Annotated in this window: 18 protein-coding genes; 7 read left to right on the top strand and 11 right to left on the bottom strand. The window is 72.1% G+C overall.

The genetic code is table 11. The features are described 5' to 3' along the window. Positions 1–19 precede the first annotated feature (19 nt). Both BLV01_RS23530 and BLV01_RS23525 read right to left on the bottom strand, forming a co-directional pair. Positions 20–361 (bottom strand): hypothetical protein, encoded by a 342-nt coding sequence (locus tag BLV01_RS23530; protein WP_091805966.1) that lies wholly within the window; start codon positions 359–361, stop codon positions 20–22. Next, on the bottom strand, positions 358–1,233 hold the full coding sequence (locus BLV01_RS23525) for a TolB family protein (protein WP_343124264.1): 876 nt from the start codon (positions 1,231–1,233) through the stop codon (positions 358–360). Before BLV01_RS23525 ends, BLV01_RS23530 begins: the two co-directional genes overlap by 4 nt. Positions 1,234–1,333: 100 nt before the next feature. Between BLV01_RS23525 and aroE the strand changes: the two genes are divergently transcribed. The 3 genes from aroE to BLV01_RS23510 all read left to right on the top strand — a co-directional run bounded on the left by aroE (position 1,334) and on the right by BLV01_RS23510 (position 2,881). Then, the gene (gene aroE / locus BLV01_RS23520) at positions 1,334–2,203 is read left to right on the top strand and encodes a shikimate dehydrogenase (protein ID WP_091805960.1); all 870 of its coding nucleotides are present in this window, start codon (positions 1,334–1,336) and stop codon (positions 2,201–2,203) included. A 67-nt stretch (positions 2,204–2,270) separates the two neighbouring features. Further along, positions 2,271–2,615 carry a hypothetical protein gene (locus BLV01_RS23515; protein ID WP_091805957.1) on the top strand — a complete coding sequence of 115 codons (345 nt, stop codon included), beginning with the start codon at positions 2,271–2,273 and terminating at the stop codon, positions 2,613–2,615. Positions 2,616–2,626: 11 nt separating this feature from the next. Continuing rightward, positions 2,627–2,881, top strand: a complete 255-nt coding sequence (locus BLV01_RS23510) for a YkgJ family cysteine cluster protein (RefSeq protein WP_091805953.1) — start codon at positions 2,627–2,629, stop codon at positions 2,879–2,881. 48 nt (positions 2,882–2,929) lie between these two features. On the opposite strand, the gene BLV01_RS23505 is transcribed toward BLV01_RS23510, so the two are convergent. The 8 genes from BLV01_RS23505 to BLV01_RS23470 form a co-directional block, all read right to left on the bottom strand. Beyond that, a complete protein-coding gene (locus BLV01_RS23505; RefSeq protein WP_091805950.1) occupies positions 2,930–4,315 on the bottom strand; it encodes a DUF58 domain-containing protein in 1,386 nt (461 codons plus the stop codon). Further along, positions 4,312–5,301, bottom strand: coding sequence for an AAA family ATPase (locus BLV01_RS23500; RefSeq protein ID WP_091805947.1), 990 nt, complete (start codon positions 5,299–5,301; stop codon positions 4,312–4,314). The genes BLV01_RS23505 and BLV01_RS23500 overlap by 4 nt, the downstream gene beginning before the upstream one ends. Continuing rightward, a complete protein-coding gene (locus tag BLV01_RS23495; protein ID WP_254782751.1) occupies positions 5,298–6,515 on the bottom strand; it encodes a DUF4350 domain-containing protein in 1,218 nt (405 codons plus the stop codon). Before BLV01_RS23495 ends, BLV01_RS23500 begins: the two co-directional genes overlap by 4 nt. Beyond that, positions 6,512–8,341, bottom strand: a complete 1,830-nt coding sequence (locus BLV01_RS23490) for a DUF4129 domain-containing protein (RefSeq protein ID WP_091805941.1) — start codon at positions 8,339–8,341, stop codon at positions 6,512–6,514. Before BLV01_RS23490 ends, BLV01_RS23495 begins: the two co-directional genes overlap by 4 nt. Beyond that, positions 8,338–9,351, bottom strand: a complete 1,014-nt coding sequence (locus BLV01_RS23485; RefSeq protein WP_091805937.1) for a stage II sporulation protein M — start codon at positions 9,349–9,351, stop codon at positions 8,338–8,340. Before BLV01_RS23485 ends, BLV01_RS23490 begins: the two co-directional genes overlap by 4 nt. Positions 9,352–9,367: 16 nt before the next feature. Further along, positions 9,368–10,051: an RDD family protein gene (locus tag BLV01_RS23480; protein ID WP_091805934.1), complete on the bottom strand. Its 684-nt coding sequence runs from the start codon at positions 10,049–10,051 to the stop codon at positions 9,368–9,370. Further along, positions 10,051–10,557, bottom strand: coding sequence for an RDD family protein (locus BLV01_RS23475; RefSeq protein WP_091805931.1), 507 nt, complete (start codon positions 10,555–10,557; stop codon positions 10,051–10,053). The genes BLV01_RS23480 and BLV01_RS23475 overlap by 1 nt, the downstream gene beginning before the upstream one ends. Before the next feature lie 91 nt (positions 10,558–10,648). Then, positions 10,649–11,191: a gamma carbonic anhydrase family protein gene (locus BLV01_RS23470; protein ID WP_091805928.1), complete on the bottom strand. Its 543-nt coding sequence runs from the start codon at positions 11,189–11,191 to the stop codon at positions 10,649–10,651. Between the two features lie 400 nt (positions 11,192–11,591). On the opposite strand from BLV01_RS23470, the gene BLV01_RS23465 reads away from it, so the two are divergent. The 4 genes from BLV01_RS23465 to xth all read left to right on the top strand — a co-directional run bounded on the left by BLV01_RS23465 (position 11,592) and on the right by xth (position 16,581). Continuing rightward, a complete protein-coding gene (locus BLV01_RS23465) occupies positions 11,592–13,019 on the top strand; it encodes a coniferyl aldehyde dehydrogenase (RefSeq protein ID WP_091805925.1) in 1,428 nt (475 codons plus the stop codon). Positions 13,020–13,113: 94 nt separating this feature from the next. Next, complete coding sequence (locus BLV01_RS23460) at positions 13,114–14,349, top strand: hypothetical protein (protein WP_091805923.1); 1,236 nt, start codon at positions 13,114–13,116, stop codon at positions 14,347–14,349. Positions 14,350–14,408: 59 nt separating this feature from the next. Next, entirely contained in the window at positions 14,409–15,737 is a 1,329-nt protein-coding gene (locus BLV01_RS23455) for a hypothetical protein (RefSeq protein ID WP_091805920.1), read from the top strand. 76 nt (positions 15,738–15,813) lie between these two features. After that, complete coding sequence (gene xth / locus BLV01_RS23450) at positions 15,814–16,581, top strand: exodeoxyribonuclease III (RefSeq protein ID WP_091805917.1); 768 nt, start codon at positions 15,814–15,816, stop codon at positions 16,579–16,581. A 123-nt stretch (positions 16,582–16,704) separates the two neighbouring features. On the opposite strand, the gene BLV01_RS23445 is transcribed toward xth, so the two are convergent. Beyond that, entirely contained in the window at positions 16,705–16,980 is a 276-nt protein-coding gene (locus tag BLV01_RS23445; protein ID WP_057949485.1) for a GlsB/YeaQ/YmgE family stress response membrane protein, read from the bottom strand. Positions 16,981–17,718: the final 738 nt, after the last annotated feature.

The raw sequence follows: 17,718 nt of genomic DNA, 5'->3' as shown, positions 1-17,718 counted from the left end.
CTGGGTCTTCGCTCGCGGATCAGGCCGGAGCGTGCAGCACGCACACCGGCGAATCCGCGCTCCCGTCCAGGCTCGCCAGCAACTCCATCGCGGCATCGGCATCGGCGAACCAGCTGCCGAGGATGAAGCGGCCTTCGCCGTCGAGGTCCAGCATCGCGCAGACATCGATGAAGCGGTCGAACAACTGCGACGAACGCGCGCCAACGAAGGCGACCGCATCGACGCCGTCGCTGCGCCACTGCGGCACCCAGCGCCACAGTTCGTCGATATCGTCGAGATCGCTGAGCACCATGAGCTTGCGCTCGCAGGCGCCGACGACGCGGGCACCGCCCGCATCGCCGCCGCCGGGCTGCGCGATCATCGCGCCTGCGCCTTCGTGCCGGCCGCGCCCACGCAGCCGTCCTGGCCCGTAACCGCCGGCGCCGCCATCCGATAAATATCCTGCTTGCCCGCCTTTGGCGCCTTCGCCATGCCGTTGAGCAACAACTCCTTCGGCTTGTTCCAGTCGAGCACCGGCCCATAGGTGAAACCCTCGGCGGTGTTGAACGACAGCCCCAACGGCACCGCCTCGCCGTAACGCTCGCCGTCGCACTGCGCAACGTACAGCCGCACCGGCTTTTCGTTGACGTCGTCGGACCGGGTGAACACGATCGCGCGGCCATCGCCGAGCCAGGCGGCGTCGAATTCGTCGGCGGCGGTGTTGATGCCCGGCGCCGGTCGCGGATCGACGAAGGCCTGGCCGTCCCAGCGCGCGATCCACAGGTCCTGGCGGCCCGCGCCGCCGCGGCCGTCGCTGGCGAACAGCAGGTGGCGTCCGTCGCGGCTCGGCGCCGGCGCCCACTCGCGTCCCGGCGTGTTGACGCCGGGGCCGAGGTTTTCGGCCGGGCCGTAGCTGCCGTCGGGCCGCACCGCGGCGCGATAGAGGTCTTCGCCGCCGTGTCCGCCGGGACGGTCGGAGAAGAAGTACAGCCAGCGGCCGTCGCCGCTGAACATCGGGTCGTAGTCCTTGGCCGCGCTGTTGATCGGCAACGGTTCGGGGTTCTGCCAGCGGCCGTCGACCAGCGTCGCCTGCCACAGGTCGCGCCCGCCCGGACCGCCGGGACGGTCGCTGCCCCAGACGATGCGTCGCCCGTCGGGGCTCACGCTCGCGCGCACGTCGCTGTGCGGCGTCGACACCACGCCCATGCCCTCTATGCCGAATTCGTTCAGGGCCGCGGCCGGCGGACTCGCCACGGCGCAGACGAGGAGTACACTCGGAATCCACCAGACCCTGGCGTGGCGCATGCGCGTCTTGCTCCCATCGGAAGGGTCACCAGTCTAACGAGGCGCGCCCATGTCGATCGACTCCAGTTCGTCCAGCCCGGTCCTGCGCTTCGCGGTGTTCGGCCATCCGGTCGCGCACTCGCTGTCGCCGCGCATCCACGCGCACTTCGCGCGCCAGTTCGGGATCGCGCTGGAGTACCTGGCGATCGACGCCGCGCCCGAGCGCTTCGACGTGGCCCTGGCCGAGTTCGCCGCCGAGGGCGGCCTCGGCGCCAACATCACCCTGCCGCTGAAGACCCGCGCCGCGAGCATCTGTTCGCACCTGAGCGAGCGCGCGCGCCGCGCCGGCGCGGTCAACACCCTGATCCGCAGCGCCACCGGTTGGGAAGGCGACAACACCGACGGCGTCGGCCTGATCCGCGATCTCACCGAGCGCCACGGCCTGGACCTGCGCGAGCGCCGCACCCTGCTGATCGGCGCCGGCGGCGCCGCGCGCGGAGTCGCGCCGGCCTTGCTCGACGCCGGCATCGGCGACCTGTTCATCGTCAACCGCACCGGCGAGCGCGCCGACGCACTGGCCGACACGCTCGGCCAACCCGGCCGCGTGCATCCGCGCTATCTCGACGACGTCGGCAACCTCGGCAATTTCGATCTCATCGTCAACGCCACCTCGGCCGCACGCGAGCACGAGTTCCCGAGCCTGCCGATGAGCCTGGCCACGCCGCGCACCGCGACCGTGGACCTGAGCTACGGCGAAGCCGCGATCCCGTTCCTGGCCTGGGCCAAGGTCGCCGGCGCGCACGACCGCGTCGACGGCCTCGGCATGCTGGTCGAGCAGGCCGCCGAGAGCTTCGAGCGCTGGCACCGCCGCCGCCCGGAGACCGATCCGGTCTACGCGCTGCTGCGCCAGGGCGCCGGCACGCTGGTGACCGCGGACTGATGCGGATGCCGCTCGACACCGCATCCGGCCGAAACCCCATCGGCGCACTCACGGCAAGGAGCCGCACATGACCTTCGACGACTGGCTGCCCGCACTCTTGTCCCAGGCGGCGTTCATGACCCCGAACCTGCTCGCCTACATCACCGGCATCGTGCTGTGCCTGTCGTGGCGGCGGCGCATCGGCGTCGGCGCGACCTACGCGGTCGCCGCCTTCTCGCTGCTGGTGTTCGGCCTGGCGCTGAGCCTGCTCGGGCAGGCCTGGGTCTACCGGTCGATGGCCGACGGCATGGGCGCGAGCGCCACCTCGCTGGGCCACAGCGTGATCGGCGTGGCGCACGTGCTGATCTCGCTGGTGTCCACCGGCCTGCTGATCGCCGCGGTGCTGGCCAAGCGCCCGCCGTCGCCGGTCTGAGCCGCGCCGCGATGCAGTGCCGCGACCGCTGCGGCGCCTGCTGCATCGCGCCTTCGATCGCCTCGCCGATCCCGGGCATGCCGCACGGCAAGCCGGCCGGAATTCCCTGCGTGCAGCTCGACGACGAGTTGCGTTGCCGCTTGTTCGGCCGGCCCGAGCGGCCGCGCTTTTGCGGCTCGCTGCAGCCGCAGGCGCAGATGTGCGGGGACTCGCGCGAGCAGGCGCTCGCGGGGTTGCTGGAACTGGATCGGGCGACGACGCCCTGACGCAGAACTCGGGCGCGGCCGATGCGCGTTGCCGCGGGCTCGCGCCGGCTACAGCAAGCGGTCGCGCTTCACCGCCAGGTACTTCTCCACCAACGACGCCGCCAGCTGTTCGCAGGCCACGTCCAGCACCATCACGCCCTGGCTGCGCAGCGCCTCGTGGGCCTGGGTGCGGTGTTCCAGGTATTGCGCGGCGGCGCCGGCGCGGATCGCGCCGGACAGGTCGCCGACCTCCTCGCCCAGCGCCTGGTCGAGCGAGCCTTCGCGCAGGCTCGCCACGCACACCAGGTGGCGGCTGCGCAGCATCCGCACCGCGGCCAGCAGGTCGTCCATGTCCTCGTCGCGCAGGTTGGTCACCAGCATCACCAGCGAGCGCCGGCGCTGGCGCAGCGACAGCTCGGTGGCGGCGGCGAGGAAGTCGGTGGCGACCGGCTGCGGCTGCAGCGCGTAGCTGGCGCGCAGCAGGTTGTCGATCGCGCCGACGCCGCGCTGCGGCGGCACCCAGCGGCTCTGGCCGCCGCTGGCGAGCAGGCCGACGCCGTCGCCCTGGCGCAGCGCCAGGTACGACACCACCAGCGCCGCATCGAGCACGTGGTCGAAATGCGACAGCTCGCCGTCGCGCGCCATCAGCCGGCGGCCGGTGTCGAGCATCAGCACCAGTTGCTGGTTGCGCTCGTCCTGGTACTCGCGCGAGATCAGCCGGCGCGCGCGCGCGGTCGCCTTCCAGTCGATCTGGCGCAGGCTGTCGCCGACGCGGTACTCGCGCATCTGGTGGAAGTCGGTGCCTTCGCCGCGGCGGCGCTTGACGTGCGCGCCGACCAGGCGCGAGGCCTGTTCGGCGCTGAACATCGCGAACTTGGCCAGCGGCGCGAAGTTGGGGAACACCCGCACGCGCTGCGGCGCGCCGGCCACGCGCGACTGCCACCACAGGCCCCAGGGCGAGTGCAGACGCAGTTGGGTGCCGTCGAACTGGAAATCGCCGCGGCTGTTGGCGCGCAGGAAATATTCGAAATCGGTCGATTGGCCCGGCGCGAGGTCGAGCCGGCGCGGCAGGTCGCGCATCGCCCAGCCGCCGGGATGCAGGTCGAACGCGTCCAGGCGCTGGCGCCGGTCGCCGTCGATCTGCAGCGTCACCGCGCGCTCCACGCCGATCGCCCAGGTGTCGTGCATGCGCCGCTGCACGCGCGGAGTCGGCGCGCGCATCACCCGCCACAGGTCCAGCGCCAGCACCGCCAATGCCAGCAGCGCCGCCAGTTGCCACCACTGCGGCGCCAACCGGCCCGCGCTCGCCGCCAATCCCAGCGCCGCGCACGGCAGCGCCAGCCAGCCCAGCCGCAACGACGGGCGCGGCCAGGCCTGGCGCGCCTGCGCGCGCTCGCGCGGCACCGCGGGCGCGGCGCCGGCGACGGCGGGCAGCGGCGGCGGCGCCGAACTCATTGCCGCGGCGCTTCCACCGTGGCCAGCAGCGCGTGCAGCACGTCGTCGGCCGACTGGCCTTCGATCTGCAATTCCGGCGCCAGCGCGATGCGATGGCGCAGCACCGGCTTGGCGATCTCGCGCACGTCGTCGGGGGTGACGAAGTCGCGCCCGGACAGCACCGCCTGCGCGCGCGCCGCGCGCACCAGGCCGAGGCTGCCGCGCGGGCCGGCGCCGAGCGCGATGCCGGCCCAGTCGCGGGTCTTGGCGACGATGCGCACGGCGTAGTCGATCACCGCCTCGTCGACCCGCACCAGCGCGGTACCGAGCTGCATCGCGACGATCTCTTCCGGCCCGAGCACGCGCTGCACCTGCGACAGGTCGAAGTCCGACGCGCTGCGGCCCAGGCTCACCGCGGCGACCATGCGCTTCTCGTCGGCCAGGGTCGGGTAGCCGATCAGCACCTTCAGCAGGAAGCGGTCGAGCTGGGCTTCGGGCAGCGGATAGGTGCCTTCCTGCTCGACCGGGTTCTGGGTGGCCAAGGTCAGGAACGGCGGCGGCAGCTCGAAGCTGTGGCCTTCGATGGTGACCTGCAGCTCCTGCATCGCCTCCAGCAGCGCCGACTGGGTCTTGGCCGGCGCGCGGTTGATCTCGTCGGCGAGCAGCAGGTTGGTGAACACCGGGCCGCGGCGGATGTTGAAGCTCTCCGTCTTGGGATCGTACACCGCGTGGCCGCTGATGTCGCTGGGCATCAGGTCGGGGGTGAACTGGACGCGCGCATAGCCGCAGTCCAGCGCCTTGGACAGCGCCCGCACCACCAGGGTCTTGCCCAGGCCGGGCACGCCTTCGAGCAGGGCGTGGCCGCCGGCGAGCAGGGCGATCAGGATCTGGTCGAGCACTTCGGCCTGGCCGATGAAGGCCTTGCCGACCTCATCGCGCACGGCGGCGGCGCGTTCGGCCAGCGCAGCGCCGGTGATCGGGACGAGCGGGGCGGCATCGAGGCTCATAGACGGTTTCTCATGCGGATCAAGGTGGCGATGCGGGTGCGGAACGCGGCGTGGTCGCGCGCCAGCGGATGGGCCAGGGCGTCGCGGATCTGCGCCGGTCCCAGGCCGGGTTCGTTCTTGTAGCGCTGGGCGAGCAGTTCCACCTGCGCCTCGCCTTCGATCGAGGCGGCGTAGGGATCGCGCCGGCGCAGGCGCAGCAGGAACGCGGCGCGCACCGAGGCGTACAGGCTCGGGCCGTAGCCGTAGCGGTAGATGTGCTCGCCGCTGGCGACGATGTGCTCGAGCAGCGAGCGCCGCTCCATCGCCGGCGCCGGCCGCAGCGGGCCGAAGCGCTGCATGCGCTGCCACAGCCACGCCGCCAGCCACAGCAACAACGGCAGCCAGGCCATCCAGCTGTTGCGGATCAGGGTCTGCCACAGCGACGGGACGTCGGCGGCGTAGATCAGGTGGATGGTGCCGGCGCGGTAGTTCGGCGCCAGCACCTGGCGGGCGAAGGCGGCGTTGGACGGCTGCGCGACCTCGTCGTCGCCGTGGCCGACGCCGGCGAAGGCGGCCAGCGCCGAGCCGCCGCGGTTGGACAGGAAGTCCATGTCCGCCAGCACGTCGACCTTGCCCTCGCCGTAGGGCAGGCGCGCGTAGACGTAGGCGCTGTCCTCGTCGCCCCACGCCGCCTCGGGCGCGGCGTCGGCGTTGTAGAAGTAGAAGCGGCGCGCGCCGCAGAACACCAGTTGCGGCTCGCGTCCGCGCTCGTGCAGGTTGGCGCAGCCGCTGCGCTGGCCGTTGTCTTGGTTGTCGGCGGCGTCGAGCAGGGTCACCCCGACTTCGTCGAGCACCGGCACCTTGGTCTCGCCCAGGCGCTCGCGCCACGGCGGCGTGCGCACGATCAGGTGGCCGCCGCGCGCGACCCATTCCAGCAACGCCTTGGCGTCCGGCGCGGCCAGTGTGCGCGGGTCGCGGTAGATCAGCACCGTGTCGCGCGGCTGCAGCGGATGCTGCGCCAGCAGCAGGCGCTGGCGCGCGTCGACCTTGGCCCCGTCCTTGGCCAGCGCCAGCTTGAGCACGTACAGCGGGTTGCTCGCCGCCTCGCCGGTGCGCGGCAGGTCCACCATCTCTTCGCTGCGCACGTAGTCCTTGCGCCACAGCGTGTAGCCGCCGAACCCCAGCAACGCCGCCAGCGCGAGCAACGCCACCGCGATCAGTGCTTGCCGGCTCATGCGGCCCACCCGAAGCGCCGGCTCAGCAGCGCCACCAAATCGTCGAAATCGTCGCCGCCGGGCAGGGTCTGGGCATAGGCCGCGTACTGCCAGACCCGCACCGCGCGCGCGAACGCATCGCGGTCCTCGGCCAGCGGCAGCTTGCGCGACGCGCGCAGGCATTGCGCCTCGGTCGCGCCGGGCACCAGGGTCACCTGCGCGCGCTGCGCCATCGATTCGACCGCGGCGCGGTACATCAGCGCCAGCGCGTCGCGCGGGCGGCCGCCCTGCCACAGCCGCCGGATCGCGGTCGGGATGTCGTCGGGCAAGGGCTCAGGTTCGGCCAGCGCGGCGTTGCGCAAGTCGCCGGGCGCCGGTTCTTCTTCGAACGCGCCGCCGCGGAACCAGCCCAGCCAGCGGCCCATGCTGAACAACAGCGCGCCGACCACCAGCGCCACCACGCCCCACAGCGCCAGTTCCAGGCCGGTCGCCAGGCCGCCGCTGAGGCCCTTGAAACCGTCGAAATCGCGCGAGTCGCGGCGCCGTTCGGTCTTGGGCTCGTCGGCCTGGGCGCGCGACTTCCACACCGTCTGCTTCTGCTTGGGCGCGACCGTGGGGTCCTTCATCGCCTGCTCGACCGCGCTGCGCAGCGAACGGTCGTCGCTGCGCGCCTGGCCGTACAGGCCGTCGAGCGTGGAGGCCTGGCCGGCTGCCTTCTCGTCGGGACCGCGGATCGGCACGCTGGGGAAGGACGGCGCGTCGTCCTCGTCGTCGTAGGACGCCTCGTCGGCCGGGTCCTGGCCGACGGTCGCTTCGTCGGTGGTTTGTTCGCCGGCCGCGGCCGCGGACGCCGCAGCGGCGGCATCGCGCGCGGCCGCATCGGCTTCGCGCCGCATCTGCGCGGCGATGCGTTCGCCGCGCTCGCGCGCCTGCTGCTCGATGCGCGCATCGTCGGCCGCGCGGTCCGGGGCCGGCGCGTCGCCGCCTTCGAACTGCGCCGAACGGTCGCCGCCGCTCTGCGCCATCGCCTGCGGCAGCCACGCGCCCAGGCCGACGCCCAGGCACAGCGCCAGCAGCGCCGGCGCCGCGGCCGCGCTCAGCCGCGCGCGCAGGCGGCGGAACACGATCTCGATGTCCCAGCCTTCGATCTCGGTGCGGCGGTTGAGGTACAGGCCGAAGCCGGCGCCGACGTAGAACGGTTCGATCAGGCTGGCGGCGATCCAGGCCAGCGCATTGAACAGCGCGTTCATCCAGTGCGGCTGTTCGAGGAAGGCGTCCCACAGCGACTTGAACGTGTCGGGCAGGTAGTCGAAGGGAACGAACATGATCCCGGCGAACACCAGCCCCAGGATCATCACCAGCTCGAAGTTCGCGCACACCAGGGTCAGCAGCGAGCACACGCCGTACACCGGCGCGCCGAGCGCGGCGCGGCGCTGGCGCGCTTCGCCGCTGTCGCCGCCTTCGAGCAGGTCGACCGGCAGGTACAGCGGGCGCGCCGGGCCGAGCCGGCGCCAGGTCAGGTAAGGCAGCCACCAGCGCCCGCCCCAGCGCAGCGCGGCGCGCACGGTCTGGCGCGGCGTCGGGGTCTCGCCGAACACCGCGCGCGAGATCACGTACAGCGGGATGCGGTCGAACCAGGGCTTGAGCCACCACATCAGCAGGCCCGACAGCCACAGCAGGTCCAGCGCCCAGCCGGCGGCGTTGAGCAATACCAGCAGCGGCAGGGTCACCAGCAGCCACGGCTTCCAGATCGCGCCGGCGTTGCGGCGGACCAGGGCCATGCCCAGCTCGCAGGCTTCCCAGGCGGTGCGCGGGCGCAGGGCGACGGTGAGCGCTTCGAGCTTCATGCGGCGTCTTCGTCGTCCTGGTGGGCCGCGTTGCGGCCGCCGCGCAGCAGCCACAGCGCGGTCAGCGACCACAGCAGCGCGCCGACCGCGTACTTGATCGACGCCGGCATGTTGGCGATCGACGACCAGAACGCCTCGACGAAAGCCGCGAACACCAGCATCGCGAACACGCCGATGCAGATCTTGGCGCCGCGGCGGCCGCCGTGGATCAGCGAATCCACGCGTCGGCGCTGGCCCGGCGCGATCAGGCTCAGGCCCATGCGCAGGCCGGCGCCGCCGGCGATCACGATCGCGGTCAGCTCCGGCGCCGAATGCCCGGCGACGAAGCGCCAGAACGGATCGCCGTGGCCGACCGCCTGCAGGTGCCCGGCCACCCCGCCGATCATGATGCCGTTGAAGATCAGCACGAACACCGTGCCCACGCCGGCGACCAGGCCGGTGGCGAAGGTCTGGAAGCCGATGCCGACGTTGTTGCCGATGTAGTGGGCGAACATCTGCAGGTCGTCTTCGTTGGTGCGGCCCAGGCTGCGGGTGGAGGCCGGGTCGTACATCTGCTCGAACTGCGCCAGCATCTGCGGCGGGAACAGGCCCGAGGCCAGCTCCGGCTTGATCTGGATGGCGACGAAGATGCTCACCAGCGGAATCAGGAACAGCAGCGCCGCGGCCAGCATGCAGCGCCACTCGGCGCGGACCAGGCGCGGGAAGCCGGCCAGCAGGAATTCCACCGCCCGGCGCGGATGCGCCGGCTTGGTCCGGTACAGCACGCTGTGGCCGCGCTGCATGAGCTGCTGCAGGCGGTCGGTGACCACCGCGCTGTAGCCGCGCCGGCGCGCCAGCGCCAGTTGCTGGCACAGGCGGCGGTGGCGCGCGGGCATCTCGTCGTCGCGGATGCCGGACCATTCGCGCCGGGTCGAGCGCGCGCGCCGCGCGCTGTCGCTGCGGCGCTCCAGCCACAGTTCGAACTCGCGCCACTCGGCCTGGTGGCGTTCGACGAATCGTTCCTGCTTCATCGCGGCGCGCCCCGGGTCATCGCCGCCCCAGCAGCCAGTTGGCGATGCCGTACAGGCGCGCGACCGCAGCCTGGCCGCGCACGTGCGTCAGCGGCTCGGCCAGTTCGGCCAGTTCGGCCTGGCGCGCCGCGGTCAGGCCCGGGCCGCGTTCGGCGAAGGCCACCACCGCGGCTTGTTCGTGCGGCAGCAGCAGTTGGTCCGGGGCCACCGCCGGCGCCGCCACCGCCTCGTGCAGCAGCGCCTGGCGCGGCGCGTGCACGACCAGGGTGCGCGCGACCATGTCGCCCAGGCGCCGGCCCCAGGGATCGATCAGGCTGGTCGCCAACCCGACCGCATAGAACAGCGGCAGCGCGTCCACCACCCGCAGCAGGTTGCGCGCGAACGCGGCCATCCAGCCCACCGGCGCGCCGTCGGCGGCGACCACGCGCAGCCCCAGCGCCCACTTGCCGGGCGTGCGGCCCTGCATCAGCACCTCGAACAGCACCGGGTAGAACCAGGTCAGGGCGAAGCTGGCCAGCATCACCAGGGCGCCGCCGGCCTGGCCGAACGGGATCGCCAGCAACTGCACCAGGGCGACGTAGATCGCGCCGCGCGCGAGCAGGTCCAGCAGGTACGCCAGCGCGCGCGGCACCGGGCCGGCGGCGCGCAGGTGCAGGGCCACGCCTTCCGGCGTCACCACCTGGCGGTACGTGTCCAGCATCAGGCGTTGACGACCTTGGTATCGCAGATCAGGTCGTGCAGGCAGCGGCTTTCCGCGCCGAAGATCCACACCGCGTTGACCAGCGCGAACAGCGCGCCCAGGCACGGCACCTGCTCGATCAGCGCGATCACGAACATGCGCAGGCCGAAGATCCGCCCGAACGAGCACGGCGAGCCGTCGTTGCGCACGATCTTGATCTTCAGCCAGCGCTTGCCCAGGGTCTGCGAGTGCTGGTTCAGCAGCACGCACTGGTAGACGAACAGGCCCAGCGCGGCGAGCAGGCCCAGCGCGCTCATCGCCAGCTGCAGCGGCGAGGGCTCCTTGCTGTTGGGCTCGATCGCGATGGCCACGAACAGCGGCACGAAGCACACCATCATCAAGGCGCCGTCGATCAGCCGCGCGACCAAGCGCAGGCCGCGGTCGGCCTTGACCGAATCGTCGACGAGCTCGCCCGGCAACGGCGGCGGCGCGGTCGGCGCCGCGTACGGATTCTGCATATCTTCCATGTAGCGATGACTCCTTGAGTCCTGCTTTTCCCCTGCCGCGACTGTAAACGCGGCCGGCGGGCCTGGCTAGCCGGTGGCGGCCGCGGCGCGCTCAGTCCGGGCGCATGCCCAGGTAGCGGTCCTTCAACCGCACATAATGCTGCGCGCTGTATTGCAACTGCTCGATCTCGCGCTCGCTCAGGCGCCGCACCAGCCGCGCCGGGTTGCCCAGCCACAGCTCGCCCTCGCCGACCACCTTGCCCGGCGCGATCACCGCGCCGGCGCCGACGAAGCCGAAGCGGCTCACGCGGGCGCCGTCGAGGATCTTGGCGCCCATGCCGATCAGGGCGAACTCGTCGATGGTGCAGGCGTGGACGATGGCGCCGTGGCCGATGGTCACATCGTTGGCGATCGTCGTCGGCAGGCCGCCCGGACGGGTGAACGGGCCCTCGTGGGTGACGTGGACGATGGTGCCGTCCTGGACGTTGGTGCGCGCGCCGATGGCGATCGAATTGACGTCGCCGCGGACCACGCAGCCGGGCCAGATCGAGACGTCGTCGCCGAGGGTGACCGCGCCGATCACGGTCGCGGCCGGATCGACGTAGACGCGCTCGCCGAGGGCGGGGAAGGTATCGAGGTAGGGTCGCAAGCTCATGCGGCCATTGTAGGCGCTGGCGGCGGCGGGCTGCCGCCGCGGGGGGCGGATCGCCCGATCCGGGCAGGCCTCGTTGTTGTGGGAAAGCCTCGCCGTTGTGGGGGCTCTCAGTTGCGGGAGGGGCTCGTAGTTGCGGGAGGGCCTTGCAGTTGCGGGAGGGCCTCAGCTTTTGTGGGAGGGCCTTCAGGCCCGACGCTTTCCGATCCGCTCGCAGCGAACCGAGCCGAAAGCCTCGGGCCCGAAGGCCCTCCCACAAAAGCCCCGCCCGCAACCCGCCGCGCCACCGCCCCGGCGCGCCATCGCCTCGCCTCCAACTCGACCGCCGCGCCCCCCGCGCCTGTCCTCTGCCGCCCCACCGCGTTCGCGTTTTCCCGCCGCATGGCGTACTAGACTGCGGCGTATGGACATCCTCGCCGACACGCCCACCGCCGACCTCGCCGCGACCCGCGAACGCCTGCGCACCGCCTGGCAGGCGCGCAAGCCCGACTATGCCCAGCGCCGCGCCGACCTGCTGCGCCTGCGCGACGCGTTCCGCGCCCGCCTGCCGCAGATGGACGCGGCGATCCGCGCCGACTTCGGCCACCGCTCCAGCCACGAGAACCTGCTCTCGGAGGCGATGATTACCCTGGCCGAGATCGAGCACGCGCTGTCGCACCTGCGCGCCTGGATGCGCCCGCGCCGCGCCGCGGTCGGCTGGCGGTTCTGGCCGGCGCGCGCGCAGATCCGGCCCGAGCCGGTCGGCGTGGTCGGCATCCTGTCGCCGTGGAACTACCCGGTGAACCTGGCCCTGGTGCCGCTGGTTTCGGCCATCGCCGCCGGCAACCACGTCTACCTCAAGCCGTCCGAGCACACCCCGCGCACCTCGCAGTTCCTGCGCGAACTGCTCGCCGACGTGCTCCCCGAGGACCGCGTCGCGGTCGCCCTGGGCGGGCCGGAGCTCGGCGCGGCGTTCTCGGCGCTGCCGTTCGACCACCTGCTGTTCACCGGCTCCACCGCGGTCGGCCGCAAGGTCATGGCCGCGGCCGCGCCGAACCTGACCCCGGTGACGCTGGAGCTGGGCGGCAAGGCGCCGGCGCTGGTGTGCCCGGACTATCCGCTGGAACAGGCCGCCGCGCGCATCGCCACCGGCAAGTGGTTCAACGCCGGACAGACCTGCATCGGCGTGGACTACGTGCTGGTCGACGCCGCGCGCCGCGACGCCCTGGTCGAGGCCCTGCTGGCGCAGCTGAAGGCGCGCTACGGCGACATGGCCGCGCCGCAGGACTACACCCGCATCATCAACGCCAGCCAGTACGCGCGGCTGGCGTCCTACCTCGACGACGCGCGCGCGCGCGGCATCCGGGTGATCGAGCCGTTCGAAAACGCCGGCGCGCGCGAGGCGCGCGCGGCCGAGCGGCTGTTCCCGCCGGCACTGGTGATCGAACCCGGCGACGACGCGCAGGTGATGCAGCACGAGATCTTCGGCCCGATCCTGCCGGTGCTGTCCTACCGCACCCTCGACGAGGCCATCGCCCGCATCAACGCGCTCGACCGGCCGCTGGCGCTGTACCCCTTCAGCCGCGACTCGGCCCAGGTCGAGAAGATCCTCGCCCAGACCCTGGCCGGCGGCGTCACCGTCAACGACACCCTGCTGCACTTCGGCGCCCACGACCTGCCGTTCGGCGGCATCGGCCCCAGCGGCATCGGCGCGATCCACGGCCGCAACGGCTTCGACGCCTTCAGCAAGCTGCTGCCGGTGTTCTACCAACGGCCGTGGGCGGGCAGCGACCTGCTCAAGCCGCCGTACAAGGGCAAGATCGACGCGATGATCCGTTTCCTGGCGAAGTAGGCCGCGCCGGCGCGCGATGCGATGATGCGGACGCGGCGCACGGCCGCGCCGATGGACCGCACCGCCCATGCCAGGAACGCCAGGCCCCGCCGCCGTGCCCGTACCGCCGCGCTCCAACGCGCCGACCTGGATCGCGCTCGCGCTGGCGCCGCTGGCGAGCGCGCTGTGGCTGGCCTGGGCCGCGTATCGGGTCGGCAACGCCGAAGCCGACACCGGGCTCGCCTACGACACCGTGCTGCAGGGCATCGCCGGCGCCGCAGTCGCCGGCGTTGCGGCGCTCGCGGTGCTGCTGTGGGCCGGCCGCCGCGGCCACGCCGGCCACGCCCTGCTCGCCCTGATCGCCGGCCTGGCGCTGTCGCCGCTGCTGCTGTGGTTCGGCCTGGGCGCGGTGCTGTCCTCGCGCCGCGACGATTTCGAGCGCCGCCAGCAACAGGTGATGGCGCTGTCGGCGACGATCCGCGGCGGCGACGCCGCGCGCATCCGCGCCGCCATCGACGCCCTGCCCGACCGCCCCGGCCCGGCGCGCACGCTGTGCATGCTGCAAGGCCGCGAGAGCTATCGCCTGGTCAAATGGCTGTGGGTCGACGAACACGGCTACGGCCCGAACCTGCCCAGCGAAGAATTGCTGGCCGCGGCCGCGGCGGTGGTCGACGGGCCGGCATCGGTGCAGGACAAACAGGCGAGCCTGCGGGTCGTGCTGCGCGCGCTGGCCGACCGCGGCGAAGCGCAGCGCCTGCGCGCCTGGACGGCGCTGTGGCGGCGCACGCTGCCGCAGCCGGCGCCGCAGCCGCTGCGGCTGTCCGCGCAGGCCGAGGAATACGGCGATTGCACGCTCGGCGACCCGCTCGAGCGCGTGCTGCGCGAATCGCGCGACGACGGCGTGCGCGCCTGGCTGGACGCGGGCCTGGGGTTCGAGCCCGGCCGCGGCCAGGCCATCGTCGCGCTGCGCGCGCTGCGCCGCACCGGCACCCTGCGCGCGCTGCTCGCCGCCGATCCGCAGTTCGCGGCGCTGCTGCGCGAGGACCGCGACGCCGGCGAGGATGCGCTGTCGGCGCAAGCCGATTCCCTGAGCGCGGCGCTGGACGCCTCGCCGCAGCCTGCGCAACAGGCCGAACTGGTCGAAGCGTTGCGCGCCGCCGGCGCGCGCCCGCGCGAGATCGGCCCGGTCACCAGCTGCGAGTTGTTCGACAACAACGAACAGCGGCGCGCGCAACCGCACGATACGCCTGCGCGGCAGGCGGCGGTGCAGCGCATCCGCGCGGTGCTGTGCCCGGGCGCGGCGAACGCGCCCGCGCCCGCGCCCAAACCGCGCAAGCCGGCCGCCGCGTGAGCGCGCTGGCATCGCCCACGGCGGTGCGGTAGAACGGTTTTTTCCCAAGGATTCCAGCCATGGCCCCGGACGGCAGCCCCGATCAGACCGCGCGCCGGCGCCGCCACGCCTTCTACCGATGGCTGCTGGCCTATCCGCTGGCCACGCTGGCCTTGATGGCCTATTACCTGGCCACCTCGGCCAGGACCGACATGGGCGAATTCCTGCTGCTGATGGTGATCGTCATCGTCGTGGCGTCGGCGATCCCGGTGCTGGCGTTGATCGACGGCGCGCGCTGCCGCGCGATCGGCCCCGCGCTGGGCGGTTGCCTGCTCGGCATCCTCCCGGCCCTGCTGGTGTTCGCCGGCGTCGACGCGTTCGATCGCGCCCGCTACGAACACAGCCTGCAGGTTCAGCGCGATCGCATGGCGGCCCTGATCGAGGCCAGCGCGCGCGGCGACCGCGCCGGCGTGCGCGCGGCGATGACGCCGCTGGAAAGCGAATACAGCCCCGGCCACGCGCTGTGCCTGATCGGCGGCGCCGGCAAGAGCGACGACTGGGTGCTGCCCGAACCCGACGGCGGCGTCGCGCGCGTGTCCAGCGAGCGCTTGTTCGACGCCGCCGAGGCGCTGATGCAAGGACGCGCGCGCGAGCAGCAGCAAACCGTGCTCGGCGCGCTGCTGGTGCGGCTGAGCGAACGCCAGGAAACCGTCGCCGTGCTGCCGCGCTGGCTGCGCCTGTGGCGCGGCACCGCGGCCGACGCGAGCACGCGCACGCTGGAATTCGCGCAGCCGCGCCAGGCCCAATCCGCCGGCGATTGCTTTCTCGAAAACGACACCGACCTGGCCCGGATCGTCGCCGACACCTGGCACGACGACGGCGTGCGCGCCTGGATCGCGGCCGGCTACGATTTTTCCTCCGAACAGGCGCCCTTGGCGCTGGACGGCGTGCGCAGCCAGGCCGGGCTCGACGCGCTCGCCGCGACCGGCCTGGCGCTGGGCCCGCTGATGCTGCACGCCGAGGACCGCGGCGATGCGCTCAACCGACTCGCCGCCAAGCTGCCGCAGCGGTTGGACGACAGCGACGCCCCCGCAGCGCTGGCCGACCTCGTCGACGGCTACCTGCGCGCGGGCGCGCGCCTGGACCGCGCCGCCTTCGGCAAGACGCCGTGCGAGACCTTCGTCGATGGCGAGCGCTACCAGGCGAACACCCGCTCCGCCGCACCGGCGCCGACGCCGGCGCGCGAGGCCGCCGCGCAGCGCATCCGCCTGTCGCTGTGTCCGCAAGGCCAGCCGCCGATCGCGACGTCCTCCTCCACCGATGCGCACCAGGACCGCCTCAACGCCGCCGTCGAAGCGGCGCAGCGCGAGGGCCGCGGCGAGAGCGGCGACGCCGATCCCACGCCCTGATCGGCGCCGCGGCCCGGCCGCCTGAAACCGGGCCGCGGGCCGACGCCGCGCCGGCAAACGCGGCTACACTTCGCCCATGAAAATCGTCAGCTGGAACGTCAATTCCCTCAACGTGCGCCTGCCGCACCTGCAGCAGTGGCTGGCCGCGTTCGCCCCCGACGTCGTCGCGCTGCAGGAAACCAAGCTCGAGGACAGCCGCTTCCCCGACACCGCGCTGGCCGAGGCCGGCTATCGCAGCGTGTTCGCGGGGCAGAAGACCTACAACGGCGTGGCGATCCTCTCGCGCGAGGCCGCGCAGGACGTGCAGATCGGCATCCCCGGCTTCGAGGACGAGCAGAAGCGGGTCATCGCCGCCACCGTCGGCGGGCTGCGCATCATCGACCTGTATGTGGTCAACGGCCAGGACGTGGGCACCGACAAGTACGCCTACAAGCTGCGCTGGCTCGAAGCGGTGCAGGCGTGGGTGCAGGACGAACTCGCCCGCCATCCCGACCTGATCGTGCTCGGCGATTTCAACATCGCCCCGGAAGCGCGCGACACCCACGACCCGGCGGTGTGGAACGACAGCCACATCCTCACCTCCACCGCCGAGCGCGACGCGCTGCAGCGGCTGCTGTCGCTGGGCCTGCACGACGCGTTCCGCCTGTTTCCGCAGGAAGAGGAGCTGTTCTCGTGGTGGGACTACCGCCAGGCCGGTTTCCGCCGCAACCTCGGCCTGCGCATCGACCTGACCCTGGTCTCGGAATCGCTGCGCGCGCGCTGCGTGGCCGCCGGCATCGACCGCGAACCGCGCACCTGGGACCGCCCCAGCGACCACGCGCCGGCCTGGGTCGAACTGGCCTGAGCCCATTGCCGCGCGGCGCCCGCCTCCGGCGCCGCGGCACCAAGACGAAGGCCCGGCATATGCCGGGCCTTCGTCGTTTTGGATGAACCTGCGCCGCTGTGCGGCGGTTACCCGGCCGTGCGATCAGCGCACGCGGCCGCGCCGGAACAGATTGACGATGCCGAGCAGCACGATCGCGCCGACCAGCGACAGCGCCAGGCCCGCGATGTTGAACGCGCCGCTGTTGATGGTGCCCGCGCCGATGCCGAGCACCCCGCCGAGCCAACCGCCGAGGAAGGCGCCGACGATGCCGACGATGATGTTGAGGAAGACGCCTTGCTGGCCGTCGGTCCTCATGATCATGCTGGCGATCCAACCGATGATGCCGCCCACGATCAACCAAATGATGATGCCGAGCATTGCGTCTTCTCCTGAGAATTGCAGGCGATACATGCGGCGCCGCGGCGTACCTGATCGTTTCGCGGACCGCCGTCCCTGAACGGGTATGGGCGCAGTCTGCTGCGCCGTGCGTGATGGCAACGTCGAATTGCGCATCATCGCCATGTGAAGGAGCGCGCGAGCGTGAGGTTCGTGAACGAGGGCGCAGACATGCGCGGCGCGCGTTTTCTTCATCCGACAACGAACGATGCCGCGATCTGAGTCTCGATCACCATGGCGATGGCGGACCGCGACGATGGCGCTCCCGGCGGCAGTCGGCGACGAACGCTGTCGTCGCCGTCATCCCGGCGAAAGGCGGAATCGACAAGATCCCGCCGTTGCTGTTGCCGTTGCCGATGCCGTTGCTGTTCGCTCGGACGCAACCCCACGCGAAGGACACGCTCCGCAGCCCCGGAGGGCGTGCGCATGGATGCGCACGCGCGCCATGGGGCAGGATGCCCCTTATGGCGCGGCCCCGCGCCCGGTGCTGGACTTAGTGGCTTTTGATTCGAAAAAAGAATGCACTTTCTTTGGTTACTTTCTTTGTTGCTTTGGACAAAGAAAGTGACCCGGCCGCTTGCGGACGGAAGCTTTGGATCTTCGCTTGTCGTCGAGCGTAAGAACACGCAAAGACCGAACCCACCGCGGCACGCCCCCTGTAGGAGCGGCGCAAGCCGCGACCGCGCCATCGCGGCGATTGCGAAAGCTTCGTCGTAGTTG

Source organism: Lysobacter sp. yr284, assembly GCF_900107375.1.
Taxonomy (GTDB): domain Bacteria; phylum Pseudomonadota; class Gammaproteobacteria; order Xanthomonadales; family Xanthomonadaceae; genus Lysobacter.
This window is presented reverse-complemented; position numbering and strand designations above follow the sequence as displayed.

Excerpts from the sequence above, each read along its gene's own strand:
- BLV01_RS23515 (WP_091805957.1), top strand. The coding sequence starts at position 2,271 with ATGACCTTCGACGACTGGCTGCCCGCACTCTTGTCCCAGGCGGCGTTC.
- BLV01_RS23510 (WP_091805953.1), top strand. The coding sequence starts at position 2,627 with ATGCAGTGCCGCGACCGCTGCGGCGCCTGCTGCATCGCGCCTTCGATC.
- BLV01_RS23480 (WP_091805934.1), bottom strand. The coding sequence starts at position 10,051 with ATGCTGGACACGTACCGCCAGGTGGTGACGCCGGAAGGCGTGGCCCTG.
- BLV01_RS23445 (WP_057949485.1), bottom strand. The coding sequence starts at position 16,980 with ATGCTCGGCATCATCATTTGGTTGATCGTGGGCGGCATCATCGGTTGG.
- BLV01_RS23530 (WP_091805966.1), bottom strand. The coding sequence starts at position 361 with ATGATCGCGCAGCCCGGCGGCGGCGATGCGGGCGGTGCCCGCGTCGTC.
- BLV01_RS23485 (WP_091805937.1), bottom strand. The coding sequence starts at position 9,351 with ATGAAGCAGGAACGATTCGTCGAACGCCACCAGGCCGAGTGGCGCGAG.
- BLV01_RS23455 (WP_091805920.1), top strand. The coding sequence starts at position 14,409 with ATGGCCCCGGACGGCAGCCCCGATCAGACCGCGCGCCGGCGCCGCCAC.
- BLV01_RS23475 (WP_091805931.1), bottom strand. The coding sequence starts at position 10,557 with ATGGAAGATATGCAGAATCCGTACGCGGCGCCGACCGCGCCGCCGCCG.
- BLV01_RS23500 (WP_091805947.1), bottom strand. The coding sequence starts at position 5,301 with ATGAGCCTCGATGCCGCCCCGCTCGTCCCGATCACCGGCGCTGCGCTG.
- BLV01_RS23470 (WP_091805928.1), bottom strand. The coding sequence starts at position 11,191 with ATGAGCTTGCGACCCTACCTCGATACCTTCCCCGCCCTCGGCGAGCGC.
- BLV01_RS23505 (WP_091805950.1), bottom strand. The coding sequence starts at position 4,315 with ATGAGTTCGGCGCCGCCGCCGCTGCCCGCCGTCGCCGGCGCCGCGCCC.
- BLV01_RS23490 (WP_091805941.1), bottom strand. The coding sequence starts at position 8,341 with ATGAAGCTCGAAGCGCTCACCGTCGCCCTGCGCCCGCGCACCGCCTGG.
- BLV01_RS23465 (WP_091805925.1), top strand. The coding sequence starts at position 11,592 with ATGGACATCCTCGCCGACACGCCCACCGCCGACCTCGCCGCGACCCGC.
- BLV01_RS23495 (WP_254782751.1), bottom strand. The coding sequence starts at position 6,515 with ATGAGCCGGCAAGCACTGATCGCGGTGGCGTTGCTCGCGCTGGCGGCG.
- xth (WP_091805917.1), top strand. The coding sequence starts at position 15,814 with ATGAAAATCGTCAGCTGGAACGTCAATTCCCTCAACGTGCGCCTGCCG.
- aroE (WP_091805960.1), top strand. The coding sequence starts at position 1,334 with ATGTCGATCGACTCCAGTTCGTCCAGCCCGGTCCTGCGCTTCGCGGTG.